Annotated in this window: 18 protein-coding genes and 1 tRNA gene; 7 read left to right on the top strand and 12 right to left on the bottom strand. The window is 69.9% G+C overall.

Annotation, left to right across the window (positions count from 1 at the left end; genetic code table 11):
- Positions 1-1,177 precede the first annotated feature (1,177 nt).
- Together OHA05_RS08655 and OHA05_RS08650 are read left to right on the top strand one after the other, a co-directional pair.
- Positions 1,178-2,551, top strand: a complete 1,374-nt coding sequence (locus tag OHA05_RS08655; RefSeq protein ID WP_328860219.1) for a pyridoxal phosphate-dependent decarboxylase family protein — start codon at positions 1,178-1,180, stop codon at positions 2,549-2,551.
- Positions 2,548-3,990: a lysine N(6)-hydroxylase/L-ornithine N(5)-oxygenase family protein gene (locus OHA05_RS08650; RefSeq protein WP_328860218.1), complete on the top strand. Its 1,443-nt coding sequence runs from the start codon at positions 2,548-2,550 to the stop codon at positions 3,988-3,990. Before OHA05_RS08655 ends, OHA05_RS08650 begins: the two co-directional genes overlap by 4 nt.
- Before the next feature lie 22 nt (positions 3,991-4,012).
- Here OHA05_RS08650 and OHA05_RS08645 read toward each other — a convergent pair whose 3' ends face one another.
- Positions 4,013-5,812 (bottom strand): bifunctional metallophosphatase/5'-nucleotidase, encoded by a 1,800-nt coding sequence (locus OHA05_RS08645; RefSeq protein WP_328860217.1) that lies wholly within the window; start codon positions 5,810-5,812, stop codon positions 4,013-4,015.
- 175 nt (positions 5,813-5,987) lie between these two features.
- Between OHA05_RS08645 and OHA05_RS08640 the strand changes: the two genes are divergently transcribed.
- Together OHA05_RS08640 and pyk are read left to right on the top strand one after the other, a co-directional pair.
- Entirely contained in the window at positions 5,988-6,701 is a 714-nt protein-coding gene (locus tag OHA05_RS08640; RefSeq protein WP_313949050.1) for an SIMPL domain-containing protein, read from the top strand.
- Between the two features lie 145 nt (positions 6,702-6,846).
- The gene (gene pyk / locus OHA05_RS08635) at positions 6,847-8,280 is read left to right on the top strand and encodes a pyruvate kinase (RefSeq protein WP_313946959.1); all 1,434 of its coding nucleotides are present in this window, start codon (positions 6,847-6,849) and stop codon (positions 8,278-8,280) included.
- Between the two features lie 29 nt (positions 8,281-8,309).
- On the opposite strand, the gene OHA05_RS08630 is transcribed toward pyk, so the two are convergent.
- Positions 8,310-9,098 carry a helix-turn-helix domain-containing protein gene (locus OHA05_RS08630; RefSeq protein ID WP_328860216.1) on the bottom strand — a complete coding sequence of 263 codons (789 nt, stop codon included), beginning with the start codon at positions 9,096-9,098 and terminating at the stop codon, positions 8,310-8,312.
- An 85-nt stretch (positions 9,099-9,183) separates the two neighbouring features.
- Positions 9,184-9,266 (bottom strand) — tRNA-Leu (locus OHA05_RS08625).
- A gap of 93 nt (positions 9,267-9,359) precedes the next feature.
- On the opposite strand from OHA05_RS08625, the gene OHA05_RS08620 reads away from it, so the two are divergent.
- Positions 9,360-10,013, top strand: coding sequence for an ANTAR domain-containing response regulator (locus OHA05_RS08620; RefSeq protein WP_327684811.1), 654 nt, complete (start codon positions 9,360-9,362; stop codon positions 10,011-10,013).
- A gap of 123 nt (positions 10,014-10,136) precedes the next feature.
- Here the strand turns inward: OHA05_RS08620 and OHA05_RS08615 are convergent, their stop codons facing one another.
- The 8 genes from OHA05_RS08615 to OHA05_RS08580 all read right to left on the bottom strand — a co-directional run bounded on the left by OHA05_RS08615 (position 10,137) and on the right by OHA05_RS08580 (position 20,005).
- A complete protein-coding gene (locus OHA05_RS08615; RefSeq protein ID WP_313946962.1) occupies positions 10,137-10,853 on the bottom strand; it encodes an ABC transporter ATP-binding protein in 717 nt (238 codons plus the stop codon).
- Positions 10,850-11,740: an ABC transporter ATP-binding protein gene (locus OHA05_RS08610; RefSeq protein ID WP_313949051.1), complete on the bottom strand. Its 891-nt coding sequence runs from the start codon at positions 11,738-11,740 to the stop codon at positions 10,850-10,852. Before OHA05_RS08610 ends, OHA05_RS08615 begins: the two co-directional genes overlap by 4 nt.
- A gap of 5 nt (positions 11,741-11,745) precedes the next feature.
- On the bottom strand, positions 11,746-13,482 hold the full coding sequence (locus OHA05_RS08605) for a branched-chain amino acid ABC transporter permease (RefSeq protein WP_328863355.1): 1,737 nt from the start codon (positions 13,480-13,482) through the stop codon (positions 11,746-11,748).
- Between the two features lie 5 nt (positions 13,483-13,487).
- The gene (locus OHA05_RS08600; RefSeq protein WP_313946963.1) at positions 13,488-14,420 is read right to left on the bottom strand and encodes a branched-chain amino acid ABC transporter permease; all 933 of its coding nucleotides are present in this window, start codon (positions 14,418-14,420) and stop codon (positions 13,488-13,490) included.
- Between the two features lie 103 nt (positions 14,421-14,523).
- Entirely contained in the window at positions 14,524-15,753 is a 1,230-nt protein-coding gene (locus OHA05_RS08595; protein ID WP_313946964.1) for a branched-chain amino acid ABC transporter substrate-binding protein, read from the bottom strand.
- 869 nt (positions 15,754-16,622) lie between these two features.
- The gene (locus OHA05_RS08590) at positions 16,623-17,024 is read right to left on the bottom strand and encodes a hypothetical protein (protein WP_328860215.1); all 402 of its coding nucleotides are present in this window, start codon (positions 17,022-17,024) and stop codon (positions 16,623-16,625) included.
- A 130-nt stretch (positions 17,025-17,154) separates the two neighbouring features.
- Entirely contained in the window at positions 17,155-17,631 is a 477-nt protein-coding gene (locus OHA05_RS08585; protein ID WP_313946966.1) for a PaaI family thioesterase, read from the bottom strand.
- Between the two features lie 100 nt (positions 17,632-17,731).
- Complete coding sequence (locus tag OHA05_RS08580) at positions 17,732-20,005, bottom strand: FdhF/YdeP family oxidoreductase (RefSeq protein WP_328860214.1); 2,274 nt, start codon at positions 20,003-20,005, stop codon at positions 17,732-17,734.
- Positions 20,006-20,206: 201 nt separating this feature from the next.
- Between OHA05_RS08580 and polA the strand changes: the two genes are divergently transcribed.
- On the top strand, positions 20,207-22,861 hold the full coding sequence (gene polA / locus OHA05_RS08575) for a DNA polymerase I (RefSeq protein ID WP_313949053.1): 2,655 nt from the start codon (positions 20,207-20,209) through the stop codon (positions 22,859-22,861).
- 111 nt (positions 22,862-22,972) lie between these two features.
- Here the strand turns inward: polA and OHA05_RS08570 are convergent, their stop codons facing one another.
- The gene (locus OHA05_RS08570; RefSeq protein WP_313946969.1) at positions 22,973-23,785 is read right to left on the bottom strand and encodes a DUF4184 family protein; all 813 of its coding nucleotides are present in this window, start codon (positions 23,783-23,785) and stop codon (positions 22,973-22,975) included.
- Between the two features lie 199 nt (positions 23,786-23,984).
- On the opposite strand from OHA05_RS08570, the gene OHA05_RS08565 reads away from it, so the two are divergent.
- Positions 23,985-25,703, top strand: coding sequence for a lytic transglycosylase domain-containing protein (locus tag OHA05_RS08565; RefSeq protein ID WP_328860213.1), 1,719 nt, complete (start codon positions 23,985-23,987; stop codon positions 25,701-25,703).
- Positions 25,704-25,788: the final 85 nt, after the last annotated feature.

Raw genomic sequence — 25,788 nt, 5'->3', positions numbered from 1 at the left:
CCGCCGCGCGGGTGCGCGGTAGGTGCTGCGGGGACTTTCGATGCCCGGGGCTGCGTGGGTTGTCGCGTGAGGGGGCTGCCCGGTGGACCTGCGGGTGTCGGCCGCGGGGTGACGAGGCCGGACCCGCTGCCGGTGAACCCCCGTGTTCCGAGGGCGGGTTGACACGGGCATCGCTGGTCGGTGAATGCCCCCGCGACCTGGCCGCCGGTCGATACGTCCGGCTGCTGAACGCGTTGCTGTGGTGTTGCTGCCGCGGCGAAGCCGGCGGTTCGACCGCCGTCTCCCGCATGGCGTCGCCACCTGCGAGCGCGTACCTCCGCCGGCGGCGGTTGTTGCGTGGGGCGCCTTTGGTGAAGTCGTCGTGCTCGTGGCGAGTTGGCGGCGGCGTTGCTGCCGGGGCGACCCCGGCGGATCGACACCGCCGTCTCCCGCGTGGCGTCGCCACCCGCGAGCGCCCACCTCCGCCGGGGGCGCCGGTTGACGCGTGGGGCCTTCCGTGAAGTCGCCGTGCGCGTGGCGAGTTGATGCGCGGAGCCGCTGCCGGGGGCCGCCCCCGCGCGCTGCCCGCAAGTGGACGCACGCGTGCCGCCCACGCTGCCCCGTAAGCCTCCAGCGCCCGCAGGCGAACGCCACGATTCCCGTCCCTCGGAGGCCGGTTGTCACGCGCCACCGCACCCTGCAGCCTTCCGCATCCGGGCGGCCGATGAGCGCTGACGCACGGGGGCACGCCCTGCTGCCCCGGGAGTCCCCGGCCCCCCGGGGGGCCTGTCTCGCGCAGGCGAACGCCACGATTCCCGTCCCTCGAATGCCGGCTGTCACGCGCCACCGCACCCTGCAACCCTCCGCGTCCGGGCGGCCGATGAGCGCTGACACACGGGAGCACGCCCCGTTGCCCCGGAAGTCCCGGGCCCCGGGTCGCCTGTCTCGCACGGGGGCGCACGCCACGAACCCCCGTGCCCCGACCGCCGGTTGAACCCCCGCCCCCCGCTCCCGCACCCCGGCGCGCGAGTCAGCCCGCCGAACACCACCGGCGCCCCGCCGCGGACCCCGCACACACCTCGCCCCCCCGCCCACCTTCCCCGCGCGCCAATACCCCTTGCCCGTCCCTGTCGTTGAGCATCGTGCGCACCCTCATCACCCCGGGGTGACCAGCCCGGCGACACCCGAAGGAACCTCCATGAGTACGCCGCCTCTCGCGGGAGGAACCACAGGCCCCGACGCCCTGCGGCCCCTGCTCGACGTCGTGCTCGACGCGCTGCGGGACGGCGCGGCCGGGCGCGGTGGGCCCCTGCCTCCCGGGGGGCCCGGGCCCGTCGCCGTGCGGCTGCGTGAGGCCGCCGGGGCCGTTCTCCCCGAGCAAGGCACCGGTGCCGAGGAGGCGCTGCGCAGCCTCGTACGCGCCCTCACGCACGGCGCCGCCGACCCCGCGGACCCCCTGTGCGCGGCGCATCTGCACACACCGCCCCTCGCCCTCGCCGTCGCCGCCGATCTCGCCGCCTCCGCGCTCAACCCCTCCATGGACTCCTGGGACCAGGCACCCGCCGCCTCGGAGCTGGAGACCGCCGTCGCCCGGGCACTCGCCCACGAGGTCTATCCCGCGGCGCCCGCGCCCGACGCCCTGTTCACCACCGGCGGTACGGAGTCCAACAGGCTCGGGCTGCTCCTCGCCCGCGAGCGGCACGGCGCGGTCCAGGTGATCTGCGGCGCCGCCACCCACCACTCCGTGCACCGGGCCGCCTGGCTGCTCGGACTGCCCGAGCCGGTGGCCGTCCCCGCCGGATCCGGTGTGCTCGACCCCGCCGGTCTCGACGAGGCGCTCACGGACCTCCCGGGACCCTGCCTCGTCGTCGCCACCGCGGGCACCACCGACACCGGGCGAATCGATCCTCTGCCCGAGATCGCCGACCTCTGCGCGCGCCACGGCGCCGAACTCCACGTCGATGCCGCCTACGGCGGCCCGCTGCTCTTCAGCGACCGGCACCGCGGCCTGCTGACCGGGCTGGAGCGCGCCCACTCCGTCACCCTCGACCTGCACAAACTCGGCTGGCAGCCCGTCGCCGCCGGAGTGTTCGCGGTGCCCGACCGGTCCCGTCTCGACCCGCTCGGCGTCCGGACCGAGTACCTCAACGCCGACGACGACACCGAAGCCGGACTGCCCGACCTGCTCGGCCGTTCGCTCAGCACGACACGGCGGCCCGACGTCCTCAAGGTCGCCGTCACGCTCCGAGCCCTCGGCCGCGCCGGACTCGGCGAGCTCGTCGACCGCGTCTGCGCCGCCGCCGGTCAGCTCGCGGACCTCGTCGACCAGCACCCCGGGCTGGAGCTCCACGACCGCCCCGCCCTCTCGACGGTGCTGTTCCGGCCCGTCGCGGCCGACGACGAGCAGACCGCGCGGATCCGCCGTGTCCTGCTCACCGAAGGCCGTGCCGTGCTCGGCCGCGCCCACGCCGACGGCCGCCTCTGGCTCAAAGCCACGCTCCTGAACCCGCACGCCACAACCGGCGACCTGGAAAAACTGCTCGAACTCGTGGAAGGCAGCACCCACCGATGACCGGTACGCCCGCACCCGAACCGTCCCACGCCCCCGAGGGAACCTGGGGGGACACCCAGCCCCTCGACCTCGTCGGCATCGGCATCGGCCCGTTCAACCTGTCGCTCGCGGCCCTCGCCGACGGCGTCCACGGCGGGCTCACCACCGCCTTCTACGAACAGCGGCCGGCCTTCAGCTGGCACCCCGGACTGCTGATCGAGGGCGCCACCCTCCAGGTCCCCTTCCTTGCCGACCTGGTGACCCTCGCCGACCCGGCGAGCCCCTGGAGCTTCCTGAACCATCTGCGCGCCCGCGAGCGGCTGTTCCCCTTCTACTTCGCCGAGAAGTTCCACATCCAGCGTGCCGAATACGACGCCTACTGCCGCTGGGTCAGCGACAATCTCCCGGGTCTGCACTTCGGCCACCAGATCGACGCCGTCCGCTGGAACCCCGAACGCGCCCTGTTCGAGGTCGACTTCACCCAGCTCGACGCCGACGGCGAGGCGGAGGCACTCGGCCGCAGCTACGCCCGCAGCATCGTCCTCGGCGTCGGCACCGAACCGTACGTCCCCGAACCGCTGCGCCCGCTCGCCGAGGCCCCCGCCGTCCCCGTGATCCACTCCGCCGACTACCTCGACCACCGGGAACGGCTGCTGGAGGCCGAGCACATCACGGTCATCGGCTCCGGACAGTCGGGCGCCGAGGTCTTCCTCGACCTGCTGCGGGCCCGCCTCGCCGGCGCGGAGAAGCTGCACTGGCTCGCCAGGACCGAGGCGTTCGCCCCCATGGAGTACTCCAAGCTCGGCCTGGAGCACTTCACCCCCGACTACACCCGCTACTTCCACGCCCTGCCCGAGCAGACCCGCGACCGGCTCGTCCCGCAGCAGTGGCAGCTCCACAAGGGCATCGCCGGCGACACCGTCGCGGCCATCCACGAGGAGCTCTACCGCCGGACCCTGCACGGCGGCTGGCCCGACGCCGTCCTCACACCCGGCGTCGGCGTCCGCACCGCGGGCCGGGTCGCCACCACCAAGATCGAACTCCATCTGGAACACCTGCAGCAGGGCACCCGCTCCCGCCTCACCACCGACGCTGTCATCCTGGCCACGGGCTACCGCGAGCGCCCCGTCGACCGGATGCTCGCCGGACTGGACCCGTACATCCGCCATGACGCCTCCGGCCGGCCACGCGTCGACGGAGAGTTCAAGCTCGTCCTCGACGAATCGGTGACCGGCTCGGTGTATGTGCAGAACGCGGAGAAGCACAGCCACGGCGTCGGCGCGCCCGATCTCGGCCTCGCCGCCTGGCGCAGCGCCGCCATCCTCAACTCCCTGACCGGCAAGGAGCCCTACCCCATGCCCCGGCGTACGGCCTTCACCAGCTTCGGCCTGGAACGCCGGGAGGCGCCCAGGGTCCCCGGGCAGGCGATGGAACTCACGCCCCTCGCCCAGGGAAACTGAACGCCTCCCGACACGCGGACGGTCAGAAGACCGGCGTGCCCTCACGCGTCAGCTTCCAGCCCACCGACGCGAACTGCGCCGGGTCCACCGTGCCCTTCGCCGTCACCCAGGAGATGATCGTGTTGCGGATCTCCTCCGAGTTCGCCCACAGCTGCTGGGAGCCCGCCACATGCGGGAAGTTGCCGCCGCCGCTCGCCCGGTAGTTGTTCACGGCGAGCACGAACTGCGCCGCCGGGTCGATCGGCTCGCCGTCGAAGGACAGCGCGGCGATCCGCGAGCCCGCCGGCTTCGCGATGTCGATCTCGTACGTCAGACCCGAGATCGCGTCGTAGTTGTAGTCCGGCGTGTTGTCGGCGTTCGTCAGCTTGGCCGTGTCCACCGGGCCACCCGCCGGCGTCTGCACGTAGTACCGCGCCGAGAACTCCAGATAGTCCTTCAGCTGCGCGCCCGTGAGCAGCCGCGCCTCCAGCGTGTTCTCGAACGGATACAGCCCCGCGGCGTCCTTGATGGTCACGTTGCCGGCCGGGATCGCCGCGGTCCGCGAGAAGCAGGACGCCTGCGAGAGCACCGGCAGCGCCGCCCACTGGCCGCCGGCCAGCGCCGCCTTCACCGTCTCCTGCTGGACGTGGTTGATCAGATCGATGATCGGCTCGTCCTTCCACGGCGCATCGGCCGTGGTCATCGCGGTGACGGAGGTGCCGATGACCTGGTTGACGTAGGCGACGACCTTCTTGTGCTCGTCGCCGAGCAGCCGGGTGATCTTCGGGTCCTCCTCGACGGTGTTCGAGTTCAGCACCTGGGCGCCGACCTTCTCCACCGTCCAGCGGCCCTTGCTCCACACCAGGTCGAAGTCGAACAGGGTGAGCCGCTGGCCCCACTTCAGCGGTTCGGAGAGCACGACCTTCGCGCCGGTCTCCTTGTTGGTCACGAAGTACTCGGCGATCTCGGTGTGCGCGTGACCGACGAGGATCGCGTCGATACCGGGCACCTGCTCGGCGACCAGACCGGCCGCGTTCTCGATGTGCGGCAGCTGGTCACCGTAGGACGAGGTACCGCTGGAACCAGAGTGGGCGGAGACGATGACGACGTCGGCGCCCATGGAACGCAGCTTCGGCACCCACTTGGCGGCCTGCTCCTCGAGACCCGGGAAGACCATCTTGCCCTGCACATTGGCCTTGTCCCAGATGGCGATACCCGGGTTGGTGAGCCCGAGGACCGCGACCTTCACATCCCGGCCGCACGGCGTGGACATGCGATGCATGCTGTACGGCGCGAACGCCGGGCGCAGCGTCTTGGCATCCAGCGCGTTGGCGCCGAGCAGCGGGAAGCGGCACTGCTCCTCGAACTTGCGCAGCACCGGGATGCCGTAGTTGAACTCGTGGTTGCCGAGCGCCGCGGCGTCGTAGTCGATCGCGTTCATGGCCTGGGCCATGGGGTGCACCGGACCGCGCTCGGCCGTGATCGGGTCGACCTTCGCGTAGTAGTACGACAGCTGGGTGCCCTGGATGGTGTCGCCGGCGTCGATGAGCAGCGTGTTGCGCCGGCCCTTCTCCTCGCGGATCCGGTTCACCAGCGTGGAGATCTTCGCCAGGCCCACATCGTTGTGCGCCTTGTCGTCGAACTCCTTGTCGGTGAAGTAGTCCCAGTTGAAGACATTGCCGTGCAGATCGGTGGTGCCCATGACGGTGAACGAGTACCGCTTCGGCGGACGACCGGAGGCACGCTCGTCGGCCGCGGCGGGCACGGCGGCGCTGCCGGCGATGGCCACCCCGGCCCCGGCGGCGGCGGATCGCTCCAGGAACGTCCTACGGTTCAGCGGCATTTCGTATCCCTCGTTCTCTCGGTTCACAGGCACAACGCGCGTAGATTCTGGCCCAGGGGCGGTGCCGTGCGACACCCCCCGCGGGTTTCGATCTGGTGTCTGCCGGTCGCACACCCGGGATGCGAGAGTGGCGGACACGTCCGCCGGCACGACCACGCCGTACGAGGGAGTCACCGTGACCACCGACGCACCGCCCACCGCCGCGCCGTACGGCACCCCCGAGACCCCGCGGGTCGCCGTCCGCGGAGAGGCCCGCCTGGAGTTCGACCCCGAGATCGCGCGGATCGGCGTCGCCGTCAGCGCACGCGGCACCGACCGGCGCACCGCACTCGAAGACCTCACCCACCGCAACACGGCGGTCCTCGACCTCATCAAGTCCTACGGCGACGCCGTGGAGAAACTGGAGACCGGCGCCTTCTCCATCACCCCCGAACTCACCCGGCACGGCCGCGCCGAACGCATCCGCGCCTACCACGGCCGGGTACACATCACCGCCGAACTCTCCGACTTCACCGCCCTCGGCGAACTCACCACCCGCCTCGCCGACCTCGACCTCACCCGGGTCGACGGCCCCTGGTGGGCGCTGCGCCCCGACTCACCCGCCCACGGCGAAGCCCGCCGGCAGGCGGTGCTCGAAGCCGTCCAGCGCGCCCGGGAGTACGCGGAGGCCCTCGGCGCACGCCTCGCCGCGCTGGTGGAACTCGCCGATCTCGGAGCCGAGAACGCCGTCGGTTACGGAGTGCCACCGGCCCCCGGCGGAATGCGCATGGCCGCCTACGGAGCGGCCGACAGCGCCGAGATGGCCCCCGCACTCGACCTCGAACCACAGCGGCAGACGGTCTATGCGCAGGTCAACGCCCGCTTCACCATGACGCCACCGGCACTGTGACGGCCGGGTGCCCCGATCGGCGCAATTGCTCATCGGAGCGCCCCCGCGCACAATTCAACACTTGTCAATAAGCCTTCACGTAAAGGTTGTTGAGTAGTCATGCCCGGCCAATTCTCTACCCGTCGGTAAGCTCTAGGCTCGAACCATGCGCCGAGCAAAAATCGTTTGTACTCTGGGGCCCGCCACCGACTCGTACGACCAGATCAAGGCACTGGTCGAGGCCGGAATGGACGTTGCCCGATTCAACCTCAGCCACGGCACCTACGCCGAGCACGAGGAGCGCTATCAGCGCGTACGCAAAGCGTCCGACGAAACGGGCCGCAGCGTCGGTGTCCTCGCCGACCTTCAAGGTCCGAAGATTCGCCTCGGACGCTTTCGTGAAGGTCCCGTACTGCTTGAACGCGGCGACGAATTCGTCATCACCGTCGAGCCGATGGAGGGCGACCGCCACATCTGCGGCACCACCTACGACGGACTCGCCGCCGATGTCACCACGGGTGAGCGCATCCTCGTCGACGACGGCAAGGTCGCCCTCGAAGTGACGGCGGTCGACGGCCCCCGGGTCACGACCACCGTGATCGAGGGCGGCATGGTCTCCGACCACAAGGGCCTCAATCTCCCCGGTGTCGCCGTCTCCGTCCCCGCCCTGTCCGAGAAGGACATCGACGACCTCCGCTGGGCCCTGCGGATCGGCGCGGACATCATCGCCCTCTCCTTTGTCCGCAGCGGCAAGGACATCGAGGACGTCCACCGCATCATGAAGGAGGAGGGGCGCCGGCTCCCCGTCATCGCGAAGGTCGAGAAGCCGCAGGCCGTCGACAACATCGACGACATCGTGGCCGCGTTCGACGGCATCATGGTCGCCCGCGGCGACCTGGGCGTCGAGATGCCGCTGGAGCAGGTCCCGATCGTCCAGAAGCGCGCGATCAAACTCGCCAAGCGCAACGCGAAGCCGGTCATCGTGGCCACGCAGATGCTGGACTCGATGATCGAGAACTCCCGCCCCACCCGCGCCGAGGCCTCCGACGTGGCCAACGCCGTCATCGACGGCACCGACGCCGTGATGCTCTCGGGCGAGACGAGCGTCGGCAAGTACGCGGTCGAGACGGTCCGCACCATGAGCCGCATCGTCGAGGCGGCCGAGGAGGACGTACTCGCCAAGGGCCTTCCGCCGCTGAACGACCGCAACAAGCCCCGCACCCAGGGTGGCGCGGTGGCCCGCGCGGCCGCCGAGATGGGCGACTTCCTGGGCGCCAAGTTCCTGGTCGCGTTCACCCAGTCCGGCGACACGGTCAGGCGGCTCTCCCGCTACCGCTCCCCGATCCCCCTGCTGGCCTTCACCCCCGACCCGGCCACCCGCTCCCAGCTCAACCTCACCTGGGGAGTGGAGACCTTCCTCGGCCCGCAGGTCGGCTCCACCGACGCGATGGTGGCCCAGGTCGACGAGGAGCTGCTGAAGATCGGCCGCTGCCGGAAGGGCGACATCGTGGTGATCACGGCGGGCTCACCGCCGGGTGTCGCGGGCTCGACGAATCTGGTGCGGGTGCACCACATCGGCGAGGACGACAGCCCGAAGTAGGTGGCACGGGCCGGAGTGCGGACGCGTGCTCAGTACTTCGGCCCGATGTGCTGGTCCATGAGGGCGACGGAAGCCCGGCGGGCGACGGAGATGTTGTACGGCCTCCCGGCCCGGGTGCAGTGCTTCCACTCGACTCCGAGCTTGTCGAGGGTGTCGGTGTACAGCTGCCTGATGTCGTCGGAGACATTGGTGAACCAGTAGCGCGGGTATTCGTAGCGCTTGACCTCACCGCCCACGAGGCGGGTGGTCCAGTTCATGTTCCGGCAGCCGTCGGAGTGGACCAGACCGCGGACGAATTCCCACGGATTCCGGTCCACGATCGCCTGTTGCCAGTCTTCGAGGGCGATGCGGCGTTCGTGCTTCTTGCCGGCTCCGTGCTGAGGGAAGAGGCACGTGAGGTGCTTCGAATAGACCTTCACGTTGTGGCAGCCCGTCCTGCGGACACGGCACACCCGGTTCTCGGGGAAGACGGTGCGTATCGCCCGCTCGGCCTCGTCCATGAGGCCGGGCCATGCGTCCCCACAGGTGATCATGAGGTTGGGCACCCGATGCCCGGAGTAGTGGCTGATGTGCCCGTCGCCGAGATAGAGCCCCAAGAGGTACGCGTACGCGCTCCCGTCCAGGGCGCGGTCGTCGCATCGAGGGCACTCCGGATCGTGCGAGCCCGGGCATTCGCCGCGCTCGGCCCGGTCCATGTGGAGCCAGTACGCGACGGTGCCGAGAGGCACGTCCAGCCGGCGCGCCACATCCGCGTTCCGGGCGCCGCCGTGAAGGAGCGACAAGGCTTTCCGGCGCACATCAGTGCCATGGACTCTCATACGACTACTCTGCGCGACAGCGCATGTCGCTGAGCAGCAAAAAGTGGATGTTCCACGCGAACGGGAACATCCACTTGTCCAGGCGTACCGGGTGCGGGACTCGAACCCGCAAGCCCTCTCGGGCAGAGGTGTTTGAGACCTCCGTGTATACCGTTCCACCAACCCGGCCGGTTTCGCTTGTGGGAGTGTACCCGGTGACCGCCCGCCGGTTCAGCTGGGTAGGCTCGGAGGAGCTGTAGCTGCCCTGCAAAGAGGAGTCCCGTGACCGCCCCCGACTCGCCCCAGCCCCCCACCGACGACGACGCGTCGCACGTTCCCCCGCTCACCACCCGCGTCGTGATCGCGGAGGACGAGGCCCTCATCCGTCTCGACCTCAAAGAGATGCTGGAGGAAGAGGGCTACGCGGTCGTCGGCGAGGCCGGCGACGGACAGCGCGCGGTCGAGCTCGCCCGGGAGCACCGGCCCGACCTGGTCATCCTCGATGTGAAGATGCCGGTCCTGGATGGCATCTCGGCCGCGGAGAAGATCGCCGAGGAGTCCATCGCGCCGGTGCTGATGCTGACCGCGTTCTCGCAGCGCGACCTCGTGGAGCGGGCCAGGGACGCGGGCGCGATGGCGTACCTGGTGAAGCCGTTCAGCAAGAGCGACGTGGTCCCCGCAATCGAGATGGCGGTGTCCCGCTTCACGGAGCTGAAGGCGCTGGAGAAGGAGGTCGCGGACCTCTCGCAGCGGCTGGAGACGCGCAAGCTGGTGGACCGTGCGAAGAGCATTCTGCAGACGCAGTACGGCCTGACGGAGCCGGCCGCGTTCCGCTGGATCCAGAAGACCTCGATGGACCGCAGGCTGTCGATGCAGCAGGTGGCGGAGGCGGTCATCGAGGACGCGGAGGAGAAGAAGGCGGCGAAGGGGCAGTAGGTTCCGGCCTCTTGCCCGTCGTACGCCCTCGTATGCCTCGTACGCCCCGCGCAGCACGTACGAGAAGGGCCCGCACCCCCTGATCCCGGGGTGCGGGCCCTTCTCCGTGCGGGTGCGGGTCGGTCAGTCCTCGCCGAGGTACGTCTTGCGGACGTTCTCGTCGTGCAGCAGGCTCTCGCCCGTGCCGGTGAGCTTGATCTCGCCGACCTCCATCACATGGCCGTAGTCGGCCAGCGAGAGAGCCGCCTGGGCGTTCTGCTCCACCAGAAGGATGGTGGTGCCCCGGGACTTCAGCTCGGAGATCGTCTCCATGATCTTCTGCATCATGATCGGGGAGAGACCCATGGAGGGCTCGTCCAGCATCAGCAGCTTCGGCTGCGACATCAGCGCGCGGCCCATCGCCAGCATCTGCTGCTCACCGCCCGAGAGGGTTCCGGCGGCCTGCTTCCTGCGCTCTCCCAGGATCGGGAACAGGTCGTAGGCGCGCTGGATGTCCTTCTCGATGCCCGCCTTGTCGGTGCGCAGGAACGCGCCGAGCTGGAGGTTCTCGGTGATCGACAGACGCGGGAAGATGTGCCGGCCCTCGGGGGAGTGGGCCAGGCCCAGCGACACGATCTTGTGTGCCGGAACTCCCGTGAGCGGCTTGCCGTCGAAGACGATCCGTCCTCCGGCGGGCTTCAGCAGTCCGGACAGCGTCCGCAGCGTCGTGGTCTTTCCGGCGCCGTTGGTGCCGATGAGGGTCACGACCTGACCGGCCTCGACGCTGAAGGAGATGCCCTTGACGGCCTCGATCTTGCCGTAGGCGACCCTGAGGTCCTCGACCTCCAGAAGTGCGGTCACTTGGCGTCCCCTTCCGGGCTGGTGGTGCTGGTGGTGCTGGTGGTGCTCTGCGTCTCGGCGGCCTCGACCTCGGCCGCCTCCGCCGCACCGGGCTCACCCTCGAAGGGCGTTCCCAGGTAGGCGGCCACGACGCGCTCGTCACCCTGGACGACCTGGGGTGTGCCCTCGACGAGCTTCTCGCCCTGGACGAGACAGGCGACGCGGTCGCACAGGTTGAAGATGAAGCGCATGTCGTGCTCGATGACGAGTACGGCGATGCCCTGGTCCCGGATGGCGAAGATGAGCTCTTCGGCCGCCCGGGTCTCCTGCGGGTTCATGCCGGCCGTCGGCTCGTCGAGGAGCAGCAGGCCGGGGTCGCTCGCGAGTGCCCGGGCGATCTCCAGCTTGCGCTGTTCGCCGTAGGGCAGGTTGCGGGCGAGGTGGTCGGCCTTGTGGTCGAGCCCGATGAACTCCAGGAGTTCCATGGCCCGTGCGTGCGACGCTGCTTCGGCCTTCTTGAAGCCGGGGCCGCGCAGCAGCGCCGACCAGAGGCCTTCCTTGGTCCGGGTGTGCCGTCCGACGAGGACGTTCTCCAGGACCGTCATGTTGGCGAAGAGCCTGATGTTCTGGAACGTCCGGGCCACACCGGCCTTGGTGACGAGGTGCGGCTTGGGCGGCAGGACCGAGCCCTTGTAGCTGACCTTGCCCTCGGTGGGGATGTACAGACCGGTGAGGCAGTTGAAGAAGGTGGTCTTTCCCGCACCGTTCGGGCCGATGAGGCCGACGATCTCGCCGGCCCGCACCGTGAGGTCGACCGAGCGCACGGCGGTCAGACCGCCGAAGCGCATGGTGACTCCGGTCGCTTCCAGCACGGCCTCGGCCGTGGTGGTCGTGGTGGTGGTCGTCATGTCGTTCACGCCCCAGCCTTGGCGATGCCGACGCCGGAGTCGGGCAGACCCTTTTCCGGTACGTCGAGTTGATCGTTCTCGTGGTACTCGAGCTGGGCGCGGCGGTTGGCGATGAGGCCCTCCGGGCGGAACCGCATCAGCAGGATCAGCGCGATACCGAAGCCGAGGAGCTGGTAGTCCTGGAGGAACTGCAGCTTCGCCGGGATCATGTAGAGCAGTGTGGCGCCGAGGAGCGGTCCGCTGATGGTGCCCATACCGCCGAGGATGACGGCCGCCAGCAGGAAGGCGGAGTTGGGCGGGACCGGGCCGGCGAACTGGTACATCTCCGGGACGACGGTGTGCTGGACGTGTGCCTGCACGGTGCCGGCGAGGCCGGCGAGGGTCGCGCCGAGTGCGAACGCGATGAGCTTGACCCGGAAGCCGTTGATGCCCATGGCCGTCGCGGCGGTCTCGTCCTCGCGGATGGCCACCCAGGCGCGGCCGATGCGGGAGCTGCCCGCCCGGCTGAAGACCAGGACGACCAGGACCATCGCGAGCAGCATCAGCAGGTAGTAGTTGGCGTAGCTGCCGAGCTCGATGCCCGCGATGGTGTGCGACTCCCCGAAGTTGTACCCGAAGAAGTTGAGGTCCGGGATGTTCGGGATGCCGTTCGGGCCGTTGGTGATCTGGGGGCCCGAGACACCGTCGAGGTTGCCCATCGCGATGCGGAAGATCTCACCGAAGCCGAGGGTCACGATGGCGAGGTAGTCGCCGCGCAGCCGCAGGGTCGGTGCGCCGATGACGACACCGAAGATCAGTGAGACGGCCGCACCGGTGAGGACGGCGGCCCAGAACGGGAAGTGCACGTCGAACGCGGATGCCGTCGAACCGGAGACGAGGGCGGCGGTGTACGCGCCGACGCCGAGGAAGGCGACGTAACCGAGGTCGAGCAGGCCCGCGAGGCCGACGACGATGTTCAGGCCCAGGGCGACGGTCGCGAAGATCAGGATGTTGACCGCGATGAGCGTGTACGTGTCGGTGTTCTGCGTGAAGGGGAACGCGGCCGCCGCGACGAACGCGGCGATGAGGGTCACCTGGCGGTACTTCGCGGTGAGCCCCGAGAGCCGCGCGACGAGCCCGGCCTTGAAGAGCGCCGCCACGGCGAAGCCGACGGTGATGAGGTAGCCGGTGAACAGCTCGGCGTACTCGGTGTCGATGCCGTAGGTGATCACGTACATGCCGACGGCGAACGCGGCGACCACGATGAGGATCTCGGCCCAGGAGGGGAGTTCCTTGGGGCGCTGCGCCTTGCGGGTGTCGTCGGGGAGCATGTAGGCGGCGGCGACGGGGATGGCCGAGGTCACGGCCGCGACATAGCCGCCCGGCTCGAGGTTGATCACGCCGCCGAGTTCGACGGCGATGGCGATGACCGTGAACCAGGTGGTGCCGAAGGCGCCCAGTGCCAGCAGCTGCAGGGCCTTGGTGGTGCCTGTGGGGGCGAGCCAGCCGAGGCCCTTGATGCCCAGCGAGGCGAGTGCGAACAGGACGATGACCAGGCCCGCCACGAGGGTGAGGACCTGAAGCCCGCCCGGGTATCCGTAGACCGTGAGGTCACCGGGGAACTCGGAGGTGTACGTCCAGGACATGAAGGTGCTGGCGATGGTGGCGATTCCGCCGACCGCGGCGAGCCAGCGCAGCGCGGTGACGCGCGAGGCGTTGTCCGACGCGGGGACGTCGGTCGTCTTGGTGATGTCGGTGGTCATCGTTCTCACGCCCGATCCGCGACGCGCTCACCCAACAAGCCCTGCGGCCTGACGAGAAGCACGACGATGAGAAGTACGAATGCCCAGACGTTGGACCAGGCGCCACCGCCGAGCTGCTGCATTCCGGGGATCTCTTCGATGTACGCGATCGACAGGGATTCCGCGAGACCCAGGACGACGCCGCCGACCATGGCTCCGTAGATGTTGCCGATGCCTCCGAGGACCGCGGCGGTGAACGCCTTGAGTCCGAGGATGAAGCCCATCTCGAAGTTGATCTGGCCCTTGTCGAGTCCGTACGCGACCGCGGCGACCGCGGCGAACGCGGCACCGATGGCGAACGCCATCACGATGATGCGGTCGGTGTTGATACCCATCAGCTTCGCGGTGTCCGGGTCCTGGGCGGTGGCCTGCATGGCCCGGCCGCTGCGGCTCTTCGAGACGAAGATGCCGAGGCCGAGCATGCACAGCGGTGCGAGGACCAGGACGAAGGCGTCTGCGCGCTGGATGCTGAGGTTGTCCAGGATCTTGAAGGACTCGCCGGTGAACTCCGGGAAGCTCCGGGCCGCCTTGGCGTCGGGGTAGAAGCCCCAGATGAGTTGTTGGAGTGCGATGGACAGGCCGATCGCGGTGATCAGGGGCGCCAGCCTGGGGGCGCCTCGCAGCGGCCGGTAGGCAAAGCGTTCCGCGGCGGTGGCAACGGCGACGGAGGCTATGGCGCCGCCGATGATCATGAGGGGTATCGACACCAGAAGTGATGTTCCGCTGGGGAGCATCAAGTAGGTGGTGAGGGCGCCGAAGCCCCCGATCATGAAGATCTCGCCGTGGGCGAAGTTGATGAGCTGGACGATGCCGTAGACCATGGTGTACCCGATGGCGATGAGGCCATAAAGGGCACCGAGGGCAAGGCCGTTGGCCAGCTGTTGCGGCAGTTCGTTCACCGCAGGGCCTCCGATGAGCGTGTCGGATATGACACCGCGCGAGGGCGCTGTTTGCGCCCTCGCGCGGCCTGGTTCATGTGATGCAGGGGGGTAATGCGGTGGATCAGTCCTCGAACGTGGCGCTCTTGACGTCCTTCCAGTCAGCGCCCGTGACCTTGTAGACGGTCAGCTGCTTGTTCGTGGTGTCACCGAACTCGTCGAAGGCGACCTTGCCGGAGACGCCGTCGAACGACACCTTGGACATGGCCTCGACGACCTTGGCGCGGGCGTCGTCCGGCACCTTGCCGTCGTTGGCGGCGACGACCGCCTTGACCGCCTGGATGATGGCCCAGCCGGCGTCGTAGGAGTAGCCGCCGTACGCCGCGTACGGGTCCTTGTAGCCGCCGGCCTGGTAGTCGGCGATGAACTTCTTGGCGGTCGGGAGCTTCTCGACCGGGTAGCCGACCGAGGTCGCCAGGTCACCGTCGTTCGCGACACCGGAGGCCTTGATGAAGGCGGGGTCGTAGATGCCGTCGCCACCCATGGTGGGGATCTTGGCTCCGGCCTTCTTGACCTGGTCCGAGAGCAGACCGCCCTCGGGGTACTGGCCACCGAAGTAGACCGAGTCCGCGCCGGACGCCTTGACCTTGTCGGCGGTGGAGGAGAAGTCGGTCTCCTTCACCGTGACGTGGTCGGTGCCGGCGATGGTGCCGCCGAGGCGCTTGAACTCCGCGGAGAAGATCGCGGCGAGGCCGGCGCCGTAGGTCTGCTTGTCGTCGACGACGTAGACCTTCTTCTTCTTGGCGTCGTTGTACAGGTACTGGGCGGCGAACTTGCCCTGGATGACGTCCGTGGTGGCGGTACGGAAGTACGTCTTGAACGGACGCTTCTTCTCGCCCTTGCCCCAGTTGTCGCCCTGGGAGAGGGACGGGTTGGTGTTCGCGGGCGAGACCTGCGTGAGGTTCGCCGTGTTGAACACACCCTGCATCGACTGGGAAACGCCGGAGTTCAGCGGGCCGACGACACCGAGAACATCCTTATTGCCTACGAGTTTGGTGGCGTTTGCCTGACCCGAGGCAGGAATTGCCTGGTCGTCATAGGATTCGACCTTGAATTCAACGCCCGGGACCTCGTTGTTCTTGTTCGCGGTCTTGGCCGCGAGGTCCACGGAGTTCTTGATTCCCTGGCCCAGGGCGGACAGCGAGCCCGTCAGCGGGGCGTCCACACCGATGACCACGGTGGTCTTGCCCCCGCTGTCGTTGCCCTTGTCGTCGTCGCGCGAGCCGCAGGCGGTGAGAGTGAGTGCTCCCGTGGTGACCACGGTGGTGAGAATGAGCAAGGAACGGTTGCGCACGATAAGTCCTTTCCCTGGCGCGGCCCCTCCCCTGAGGTGCCGTTTGGTCGCCGGGCCGTACTGGGGGGTACACGGCCGTGCTTGTGATGCGCCCGGCGGCGCGGTGACTGGCCGTGACTCTAAGCGGAGCCGACGGGGTCGGGGAGCCGGGAAGTCAGGATGTGACGCTCTTGTTATGCCAAGGCCAAGACTTGGTGGGGGAGTGTGGACAGATCGGGCGCACATTTCACCGGCGTTTCAGCCCACATGGTGAGAACGCGCAGTTCCGCTAAGGGGCTTGGGGCGATCTTGGTACTGACATCGGCAAGATCGAGAAAAGGCCGCACGGAAGCCCATTCGTGACGAGCTGGTGAACCGCCCGGTTGGATTTCCCGCTCGCGCATCCATTACGGAGCGTGATGACCGCAGCGGCCGCGGCGGCGCCGCGGCGCGCCGTCGTTCCTCTCCCGCGACGGCGCGGTGGTCAAGATCCATGCCCGAAGCGGGCTCTGTCGGCGACCGTCGCCGGTGGCGGACCGGAGGCTCCCCGACGCGATGGCGGATCGTCCGGCGAGCGCACGATAATCGGTGTTCCGTGTACGACTGTCGTGGTCAGGGGCCGCCTGAATGGCCGTACTCCGCTGCCTGGTTGACGCCGGGGCCGCCCGTTCGGTCCCTGTACGTCTCCGGTGTCTCCGGGGCTCCGGCGCATCGCCGGTGGACGCCCCGGAACCATTGAACCGCGGGGAGGGCGCGAGGTGTGTCGCGGCCCCCACGAGTACAGCGCGTCGCCAACGCGCCGGGATTCGGCGGCTCTTGGTGCCTGGCTTCGCCGCGGCAGCTCTGTGTAACCGTCGCGGCGGGAGGTGCTGCGACGCCGTGCCGGCGTGTCATCGCGGTGGGCGCCAGTTCTCCGAGCTGCCGGTCGCGCCGTTCCGGGCGGCGCAGCATTCGCGAGCCTGTCTGTCGATCAACGCGAGTGCCTTTTCGCGGCCTTGGCGCCGTTCCTCGGAGCGGCCCGCGGCGACGATCTCCTCGTGGATCGCGTACTGCTCGTTGGACAGCCCCTTCTGCTCCCAGTCGATTCCGGCCGCCTTGCTGCCCTTGAGGGTCTCTTTGGCCCAGTAGGACACGAGACTTGTGCAGATGTCCGCCGCCGAGGACGCGCGGGGAGCGGTGGTTGGGGCGCCGGACCCGCCGGAGGTGCCGTCCGCGGAGCAGCCCGCCGTCGCGCAGGCGAGCGCCAGCGCGCACGCGGCCAGGGAGGCGGCGGGGTGCCGGGCAGTCCTCATACGCCGACGCTAGAACGTCACGATGGGTAACTCAACAGAGCTGCGTGTAGCAGGGCGGCGGGCATCGATCTGCCCGGGGGGCGGCAGCCGCGGAGTTCCCGTGCTGTCGCTCCCCGGGGCGGGGCTGCGGTCAAGAAGCGGAGCTCGGCGCTCCGCCCGCGTCCCGCAGCAGACACGTCAGCCGCGCCGTGCACACCCTCTTGCCCTGCTCGTCCGTGATCACGATCTCGTACGTCGCCGTCGAGCGGCCCCGGTGCACCGGCGTCGCCACGCCGGTCACCGTGCCCGAGCGCACGCCCCGGTGGTGCGTGCAGTTGAGGTCCACCCCGACCGCGATCTTGCCGGTGCCGCCGTGCAGCATCGAGCCCACGGAGCCGAGCGTCTCCGCGAGGACGGCCGAGGCGCCGCCGTGCAGCAGTCCGTACGGCTGGGTGTTGCCCTCGACGGGCATCGTGCCGACCACCCGCTCCGCCGAGGCGTCGGTGATCTCCACGCCCATACGGTCGCCCAGGGTCCCCGCCGAGAAGAGCGCGGGCAGGTCGACCCCGAGCTCCGCGTACTCGTCGATGACCTCTTGCGGGAAGTTGACGGTCTTCTGCTCGCCCATGGGGCCCGGCTCCGTTCTGCTGCCTTGCGTGCTGTGTGCACCGTCTTACCAGATGCCTGAGCGAACGCTTAGCCCGGGCGGGATCATTCCCGCCCCGCCGTCATCCGGCCTGCTCGAACCGCACCACCACGGACTTGCTCGCCGGTGTGTTGCTGGTGTCCGCGGTCGAGTCCAGCGGCACCAGCACATTGGTCTCCGGGTAGTACGCCGCGGCGCAGCCCCGGGCGGTCGGGTAGTGGACCACCCGGAAACCGGCGGCCCGCCGCTCCACGCCGTCCTTCCACTCGCTGACCAGATCGGTGTACGAACCGTCGCCGAGGCCCAGCTCGGCCGCGTCGTCCGGGTTCACCAGGACCACCCGGCGGCCGCCCTTGATCCCGCGGTAGCGGTCGTCGAGACCGTAGATCGTGGTGTTGTACTGATCGTGCGAACGCAGGGTCTGGAGCAGCAGCCGGCCCGCGGGCACCTTCGGGTATTCGATCGGCGCGGCCGTGAAGTTGGCCTTGCCGGTGGCCGTCGGGAAGCGCCGTTCGTCGCGCGGGGCGTGCGGCAGCGTGAAGCCGCCGGGCCGGGCGATCTTCGTGTTGAAGTCCTCGAAGCCCGGCACCACGCGCGCGATGCGGTCCCGGATCGTTCCGTAGTCCTTCTCGAACTCCTCCCACGGCGTCAGCGACTCCGGCCCGAGGACCGCCCGCGCCAGCCGGGCGACGATCGCCGGCTCGGAGAGCAGATGAGGGCTCGCCGGGGCGAGGTTGCCGCGCGAGGCGTGCACCATGCCCATGGAGTCCTCGACGGTCACCACCTGGCGTCCGCCGGCCTGGACGTCCTTGTCGGTGCGCCCCAGTGTGGGGAGGATCAGGGCCCGCGCACCCGTGACGGCGTGCGAGCGGTTCAGCTTGGTCGAGACATGGACCGTGAGCCGGGCCCGGCGCACGGCCGCCTCGGTGACCTCGGTGTCGGGTGTGGCGCCCACGAAGTTGCCGCCCATGGCGAAGAAGACCTTCGCCTCGCCGTCCCGGAGCGCCCGGATCGACCGTACGACGTCGAATCCGTGGTGGCGCGGCGGCGCGAAGCCGAACTCCCGCTCCAGGGCGTCCAGGAACGCCGGGGCGGGCCGCTCGAAGATGCCCATGGTGCGGTCGCCCTGGACGTTGGAATGCCCGCGCACCGGACAGACACCGGCGCCCGGGCGGCCGATGTTGCCGCGCAGCAGCAGGAAGTTGACGACCTCGCGGATCGTCGCCACGGAGTGCTTGTGCTGGGTCAGGCCCATCGCCCAGCACACGACGGTCCGCTTCGACTCCAGCACCATCGCCAGCGCCCGCTCGATGGCGGCCCGGTCCAGGCCCGTGGCGGCCAGCGTCTCGTCCCAGTCGGCGGTCCGCGCCGCGGCGGCGAACTCCTCGTACCCGTGGGTGTGTTCGCGGACGAACTCCTCGTCGACGGCCCCCTGCGTCTGAAGGACCAGCTTGTTCAGCAGCCGGAACAGGGCCTGGTCGCCGCCGATGCGGATCTGGAGGAACAGATCGTTGAGCGCGACGCCCTTGATCATGCCAAGCGGGGTCTGCGGATTCTTGAACCGCTCCATGCCCGCCTCGGGCAGCGGGTTCACCGACATGATCCGTGCGCCCGCCGCCTTCGCCTTCTCCAGCGCGGAGAGCATCCGGGGGTGGTTGGTGCCGGGGTTCTGGCCGGCCACGATGATCAGGTCCGCCTGGTGGAGATCCTCCAGCGAGACACTGCCCTTGCCGATGCCGATCGTCTCGGTCAGCGCCGAGCCCGAGGACTCGTGGCACATGTTCGAGCAGTCGGGCAGGTTGTTGGTGCCGAACTCGCGGGCGAAGAGCTGGAGCAGGAACGCCGCTTCGTTGCTCGTGCGGCCCGAGGTGTAGAAGAGAGCCTCGTCGGGGGAGGAGAGCGCGGTCAGCTCCTCGGCGATGATCTCGAAGGCCCGCTCCCAGCCGACGGCCTCGTACCGGTCGGCGCCCTCGGGCAGATACATGGGCTGGGTGATCCGGCCCTGCTGACCGAGCCAGTACCCACTGCGCGAGGCCAGGTCCGCGAGTGAGTGCCGGGCGAAGAAGTCGGGGGTGACCCGCCGCAGCGTCGCCTCCTCGGCGACGGCCTTCGCGCCGTTCTCGCAGAACTCCGCCGTGTGCCGGTGATCACCCTCCGGCCAGGCGCACCCGGGGCAGTCGAAGCCGTCCTTCTGGTTGACCTTGAGGAGGGTCTGCGCGGTCCGCCGCACGCCCATCTGCTGCCGGGCGATCTTGAGTGTGTACCCGACGGCGGGCAGGCCGGCCGCCGCGCGCTGCGGTTCGGCGACCTGCGGAGCGTTCTGGGCCGGATCACCTGCGGGCGGCTTGCTGGCCATCGTGCTCCCCCTCGGGCGCGTTCCTGTGTCGTATGCATCCAATCCTGTCACGGGCGCCGCCGATCCCGTCACCCGTCGCTCCGGAGTGCTCGGCGGCGGGCGGTGTGAGCGGCAATGTCAGTGGTCCGTGGCAGGATCGTGTCCGTGGCTGAGACAGCATCGAAGAAGACCCCAGACGACAACCGTCCGCGCCTGCTCCTCATGGACGGGCACTCCCTGGCGTACCGGGCGTTCTTCGCGCTGCCCGCGGAGAACTTCACGACCGCGAGCGGCCAGACGACCAATGCCATCTACGGCTTCGCGTCGATGCTGGCGAACACGCTGCGCGACGAGGCGCCCACGCATTTCGCCGTGGCCTTCGACGTGTCCCGCAAGACCTGGCGCTCCCAGGACTTCCCCGAGTACAAGGCGAACCGCTCCAAGACGCCCGACGAGTTCAAGGGCCAGGTCGAGCTGATCGGCGAGCTGCTGGACACGATGAACGCCGTGCGGTTCGCCGTGGACGGCTTCGAGGCGGACGACGTCATCGCCACGCTCGCCACCCAGGCCGAGGCCGCGGGCTTCGACGTGCTGATCGTCACCGGCGACCGCGACTCCTTCCAGCTCGTGAGCGATCACACCACCGTGCTCTACCCCACCAAGGGCGTTTCGGAGCTGACCCGCTTCACCCCGGCCAAGGTCCAGGAGAAGTACGGACTGAGCCCGCAGCAGTACCCCGACTTCGCGGCCCTGCGCGGTGACCCGTCGGACAACCTGCCGGGCATCCCGGGCGTCGGCGAGAAGACGGCCACCAAGTGGATCGCCCAGTACGGCTCGTTCGCCGAGCTGGTCGAGCGCGCCGACGAGGTCAAGGGCAAGGTCGGCCAGGCCCTGCGCGACCACCTGGAGTCGGTCAAGCTCAACCGCCATCTCACCGAGCTGGTGCGGGACGTCGAGCTGTCGAAGGGCGTCACCGAGCTGGAGCGCGCGCCGTACGACCGGACCGCGCTGAAGGGCTTCCTGGAAGTCCTCGAGATCCGCAATCCGAGCCTGCGCGAGCGGCTGCTCGCCGTGGACCCGGGCGCCGAGGAGGACGAGGCCCCCGCCCCGGACGCCGGTGTCGAGCTGGACGGCAGTGTCCTGGGCGCCGGCGAGCTGGCCCCCTGGCTGGCGGAGCACGGCACCCAGCTGCTCGGCGTCGCCACCGTCACCGCCTGGGGACTCGGCGTCGGCAGCGTCAGCGAGGTCGCGCTGGCCGCGGCCGGTGGAGCGGCCGCCTGGTTCGACACCACACAGCTGGACGAGGCCGACGAGCGCGCCTTCGCCGCCTGGATCGCCGACCCTGCCAGGCCCAAGGTCATGCACAGCGCCAAGGAAGCGCTGCGGGTCTTCCCGGAGCACGGCTGGGACATCGCCGGCGTCACCATGGACACCGCCCTCGCCGCCTATCTGGTCAAGCCCGGGCGCCGTTCCTTCGCGCTGGACGCACTGTCCGTCGAGTACCTCCACCGCGAGCTCGCCCCGGCCACCGCCGACGGCCAGCTGGCGTTCGGCACCGACGAGAGCGCCGAGGCCGACGCGCTGATGGCACAGGCCCGCGCGGTGCTCGACCTCGGGGAGGCGTTCGGCGAGAAGCTGAAGGAGGTCGGCGCCGCCGAGCTGCTGCACGACGTGGAGCTGCCCACCTCGCTGCTGCTCGCCCGGATGGAGCGGCACGGCATCGCGGCCGACCGCGCCCATCTGGAGGCGATGGAGGTGCAGTTCGCGGGCGCCGTGCAGCAGGCGGTGAAGGAGGCGCACGCCGCGGTGGGCCACGAGTTCAACCTCGGTTCGCCCAAGCAGCTCCAGGAAGTCTTCTTCGGCGAGCTGAATCTCCCCAAGACCAAGAAGACCAAGACCGGTTACACCACGGACGCGGACGCGCTGGCCTGGCTGGCGGCCCAGACCGAGCACGAACTGCCGGTCATCATGCTGCGCCACCGTGAGCAGGCCCGCCTGCGGTCCACGGTCGAGGGGCTGATCAAGACGATCGCGGCCGACGGCCGGGTCCACACCACCTTCAGCCAGACCGTCGCGGCCACCGGCCGGCTGTCCTCCACCGACCCGAACCTGCAGAACGTGCCGGTGCGCACCGACGAGGGGCGCGCCATCCGCCGCGGCTTCGTCGTCGGCGAGGGCTTCGAGTCGCTGATGACCGCCGACTACAGCCAGATCGAGCTGCGGGTCATGGCCCATCTCTCCGAGGACGAGGGGCTGCTGGAGGCCTTCGCCTCCGGTGAGGACCTGCACAACACCGTCGCCTCCCAGGTGTTCGAGGTCGCGCCGTCCGCGGTCGACGCGGAGATGCGCCGGAAGATCAAGGCCATGTCGTACGGCCTGGCGTACGGGCTCTCGGCGTTCGGCCTCTCCCAGCAGCTGAACATCGAGGCGGGCGAGGCGCGCGCCCTGATGGACACCTACTTCGAGCGGTTCGGCGGCGTGCGTGACTATCTGCGCCGTGTCGTGGACGAGGCGCGGGCGACGGGGTACACCGCGACGATGCTCGGCCGTCGCCGCTATCTCCCCGACCTCAACAGCGACAACCGCCAGCGCCGTGAGGCGGCCGAGCGGATGGCGCTGAACGCCCCGATCCAGGGCACCGCGGCGGACATCGTCAAGGTCGCCATGCTCCGGGTGGACCGGGCCCTGCGCGAGGAGGAGCTCACCTCGCGGCTGCTGCTCCAGGTCCATGACGAAATCGTGCTGGAGATCGCCCCGGGCGAGCGCGAGCAGGTGGAGACGATCGTCCGCCGGGAGATGTCGGCGGCCACGTCGCTGCGCGCGCCGCTGGACGTCTCGGTGGGTGTCGGCACGGACTGGGAGTCCGCGGCGCACTGAGCCTGCCGTCCGTCAGGAAGAGCGTCCCGCTCCGGCCCCTGTCCGCCGGGGCGGCCCCGCTCGGGCCTCTGTCCGTCCCCCGCCCGGAAGCGGTGGGGGAGGGGCGGGGGCTCAGACGCGTTCAACCGCCCGTGCGCGCAGGCGCATTCCCGCCCCGTACACCACCATGCCCACCGCGAGCCCCGCACCCGCCCCGAAGCAGGCCGTCGGGATGATGTCCAGGGGCGAGCTGATGTGCCCGTAGTACGCGTACCAGCGAGCACACCGCTGGACGACGCCGAGCAGGACGCAACCTCCCAGCAGGGCCACGGCGAGCCGCCGCCCCCGGCTGTCGAGCACCGGCACGGACGCCGGCGGCGCGGCCGCGGGCTGCCGCCGCAGCGCGGACATCAGGAACCAGCCGAGCACCACCAGCGCGAGCGCCGAACTGCCGTACTGCGCGTACTGGAAGAGCCCGAGACCGGCCACCGTCTCGTTGAGCACCGGCAGCACCCGGGTACCCCAGCGGTCGTGATGGGTGAAGGCGTCCCACACCACATGCGTGAGCGCGCCGAGCACGGCCGAGACATAGAAGCGGAACCCGAAGGCCAGGTCCCGCCGGCCGCTCCCGCCCTCGCCCCGGACGCAGGCGTGGACGCGCCCCTGCCAGCGGGTGGGCAGCAGGGCCAGCAGCGGGTCACGCACCATCAGCCACACCGCCACCAGCGCGGCCGCGACGGCCACATCGACGGTCAGCACACCGGCCGGCGCATGCGTGAACTCCCCGAACTCCATGGCCCCGGGCACCGCCGTCGCCGCGAAGTACGTCATGTCCGGCGCGAGCGAACCCGTCACGAGCGCCGAGGCGAGCAGCGGTCCGCGCGCCCGTCCGTCCCGGCGGATGCCGGGCAGCACCGCGGCGGCGTGGCTCAGCGTGAACGGCATACGTGAAGTCCCCCTGGAACCGATCCGGATCTTTGACGGTCAGTATGCGTGATGGACCGGTGCCGGAATCCGGTGGATCCGGAGATGGCGAAGTGGTGAAAACCGGTCAGGTAACGGTGTCCTGAGGCACATAGGTGCCGTAGGGTCGCCTGAGTCATCGCGCTGGGGAGCGCGCGGCACCTCGGGAGGGAACAGACGTATGGCAGCGCAATTCGGCCGCCGGCTGCGCAGGGGAGCGACCACGACCGCAGTGGCCGCGGCTGCTGTGGCCGCACTCTCCGCCTCACAGGCGCCCGGCATCACGCATGCCACCACGGGTGACAGCCAGGGGGCGTCCGACGCCACGCCGCCGCCGGGCACCCCGGTCACCGGCAACTCCCCCTACTACACCGACCTGCCGCCGCTCAACACCCCCGACAAGCCCGGCACCTCGGTCGACCTGCCGGCGACCGGAACGGCGGAAGCGGGCATACCCGCGACCGTCCTCGCCGCCTACAAGCAGGCCCAGCAGACCATCGCGGCCTCGGACCCCGGCTGCCATGTGCCGTGGCAACTGCTCGCCGCCATCGGCAAGGTGGAGTCCGGCCAGGCGCGCGGCGGCAAGGTCGACGCCGACGGCACCACCTTCTCGCCGATCCTCGGCCCCGTGCTCAACGGCGTCGGCTTCGCGAACATATCGGACACCGACAACGGTGCCTTCGACGGCGACTCGACGCACGACCGCGCGGTCGGCCCGATGCAGTTCATCCCCTCCACCTGGGCGACGTGGGGCCAGGACGCCAACGGCGACGGCCGCAAGGACCCGAACAACATCTACGACGCGGCGCTGGCCGCGGGCCGTTACCTCTGCGCGGGCGACCGGGACCTCGGGGTCAAGTCGCACCTCGACCGCGCGATCCTCGGCTACAACCACTCCCAGGAGTACCTGCGGACGGTGCTGTCCTGGTTCGACTACTACAAGCGCGGTACGCACGAGGTCCCGGACGGCACCGGCGTCCTGCCCGACACGAGCGGGCCCGACTCCTTCCCCGCCGGCGCCGAGACGCTGCCCTCGCCCTCCCCGACGCCGCCCAGCACTCCGGGGACGACGCCCAAGCCGACGCCGCCGGCCAAGCCCGGTGGCGGCACCAAGCCGCCGACCACGCCCCCGCCGACCACGACGCCGCCGTCGCCGATCACCCGCATCGAGCGGGCCGGCGCGGCAGAGCTGACCGCCATGGCGGGGCGCGACTTCGCCGAGAAGGCCACCGTCCGCGTGAAGAACGCCGCGGGCCGCACGGTCGCCAAGCAGCCTGTCCGCTTCGAGATCGTCGGGGACACCGACGCCCGCTTCGCCGGCGGCAAGGCGAGCACCGTCGCCGCCACCGGCGCCGACGGCACCGTGGCCGCGCCCGTCATCAAGGCCGGTGAGAAGACCGGCACGTTCACCGTGCGGGCCTCGGTCGTGGGACGCACGCTTCCTCCCGTCAGCTTCACCGGCACCGTCGTACCGCGTGCCGCGGACGCGATCCGCCGGACCAGCCACGAGGTGCTGACGGCCGCGCCCGGCGCGGAGTTCGCGCAGGCGGTCGAGCTCAAGGCCACGTACCAGGGCTCCGCGGCCGAAGGCGTCGCGGTCACCGCCACGCTCATCAAGAGCGCGGAGGACCCGACGGCGAACGACAAGGGTCCGTACTTCAAGGGCCCCGAGGACAAGCCGGTCCGCACGCTCACGGACCTCAAGACCCGCGCCGACGGCCTGCTGACCCTCCCGAAGATCTTCGCGGACGGCGAGACCGGCACCTTCCTCCTGCGGCTCACCACCGCCGGCGGCGGCACGGTGACCATCGAGCTCAAGGTGGTCGCACCGGACACCCCGACGACCCCGCCCGCGACGCCGCCCGCCACACCGAGCGCTCCGGCGTCCCCGGCCGCCTGACCCGCGGCACGACCCAGACGGCACCGCCCCTTTGCCACCGCTCGGCAGAGGGGCGGTGCTACGTGTTCTCATCTCGCGGCCGGAT

This window comes from Streptomyces sp. NBC_00306, assembly GCF_036169555.1.
GTDB lineage: Bacteria > Actinomycetota > Actinomycetes > Streptomycetales > Streptomycetaceae > Streptomyces > Streptomyces achmelvichensis.
This window is presented reverse-complemented; position numbering and strand designations above follow the sequence as displayed.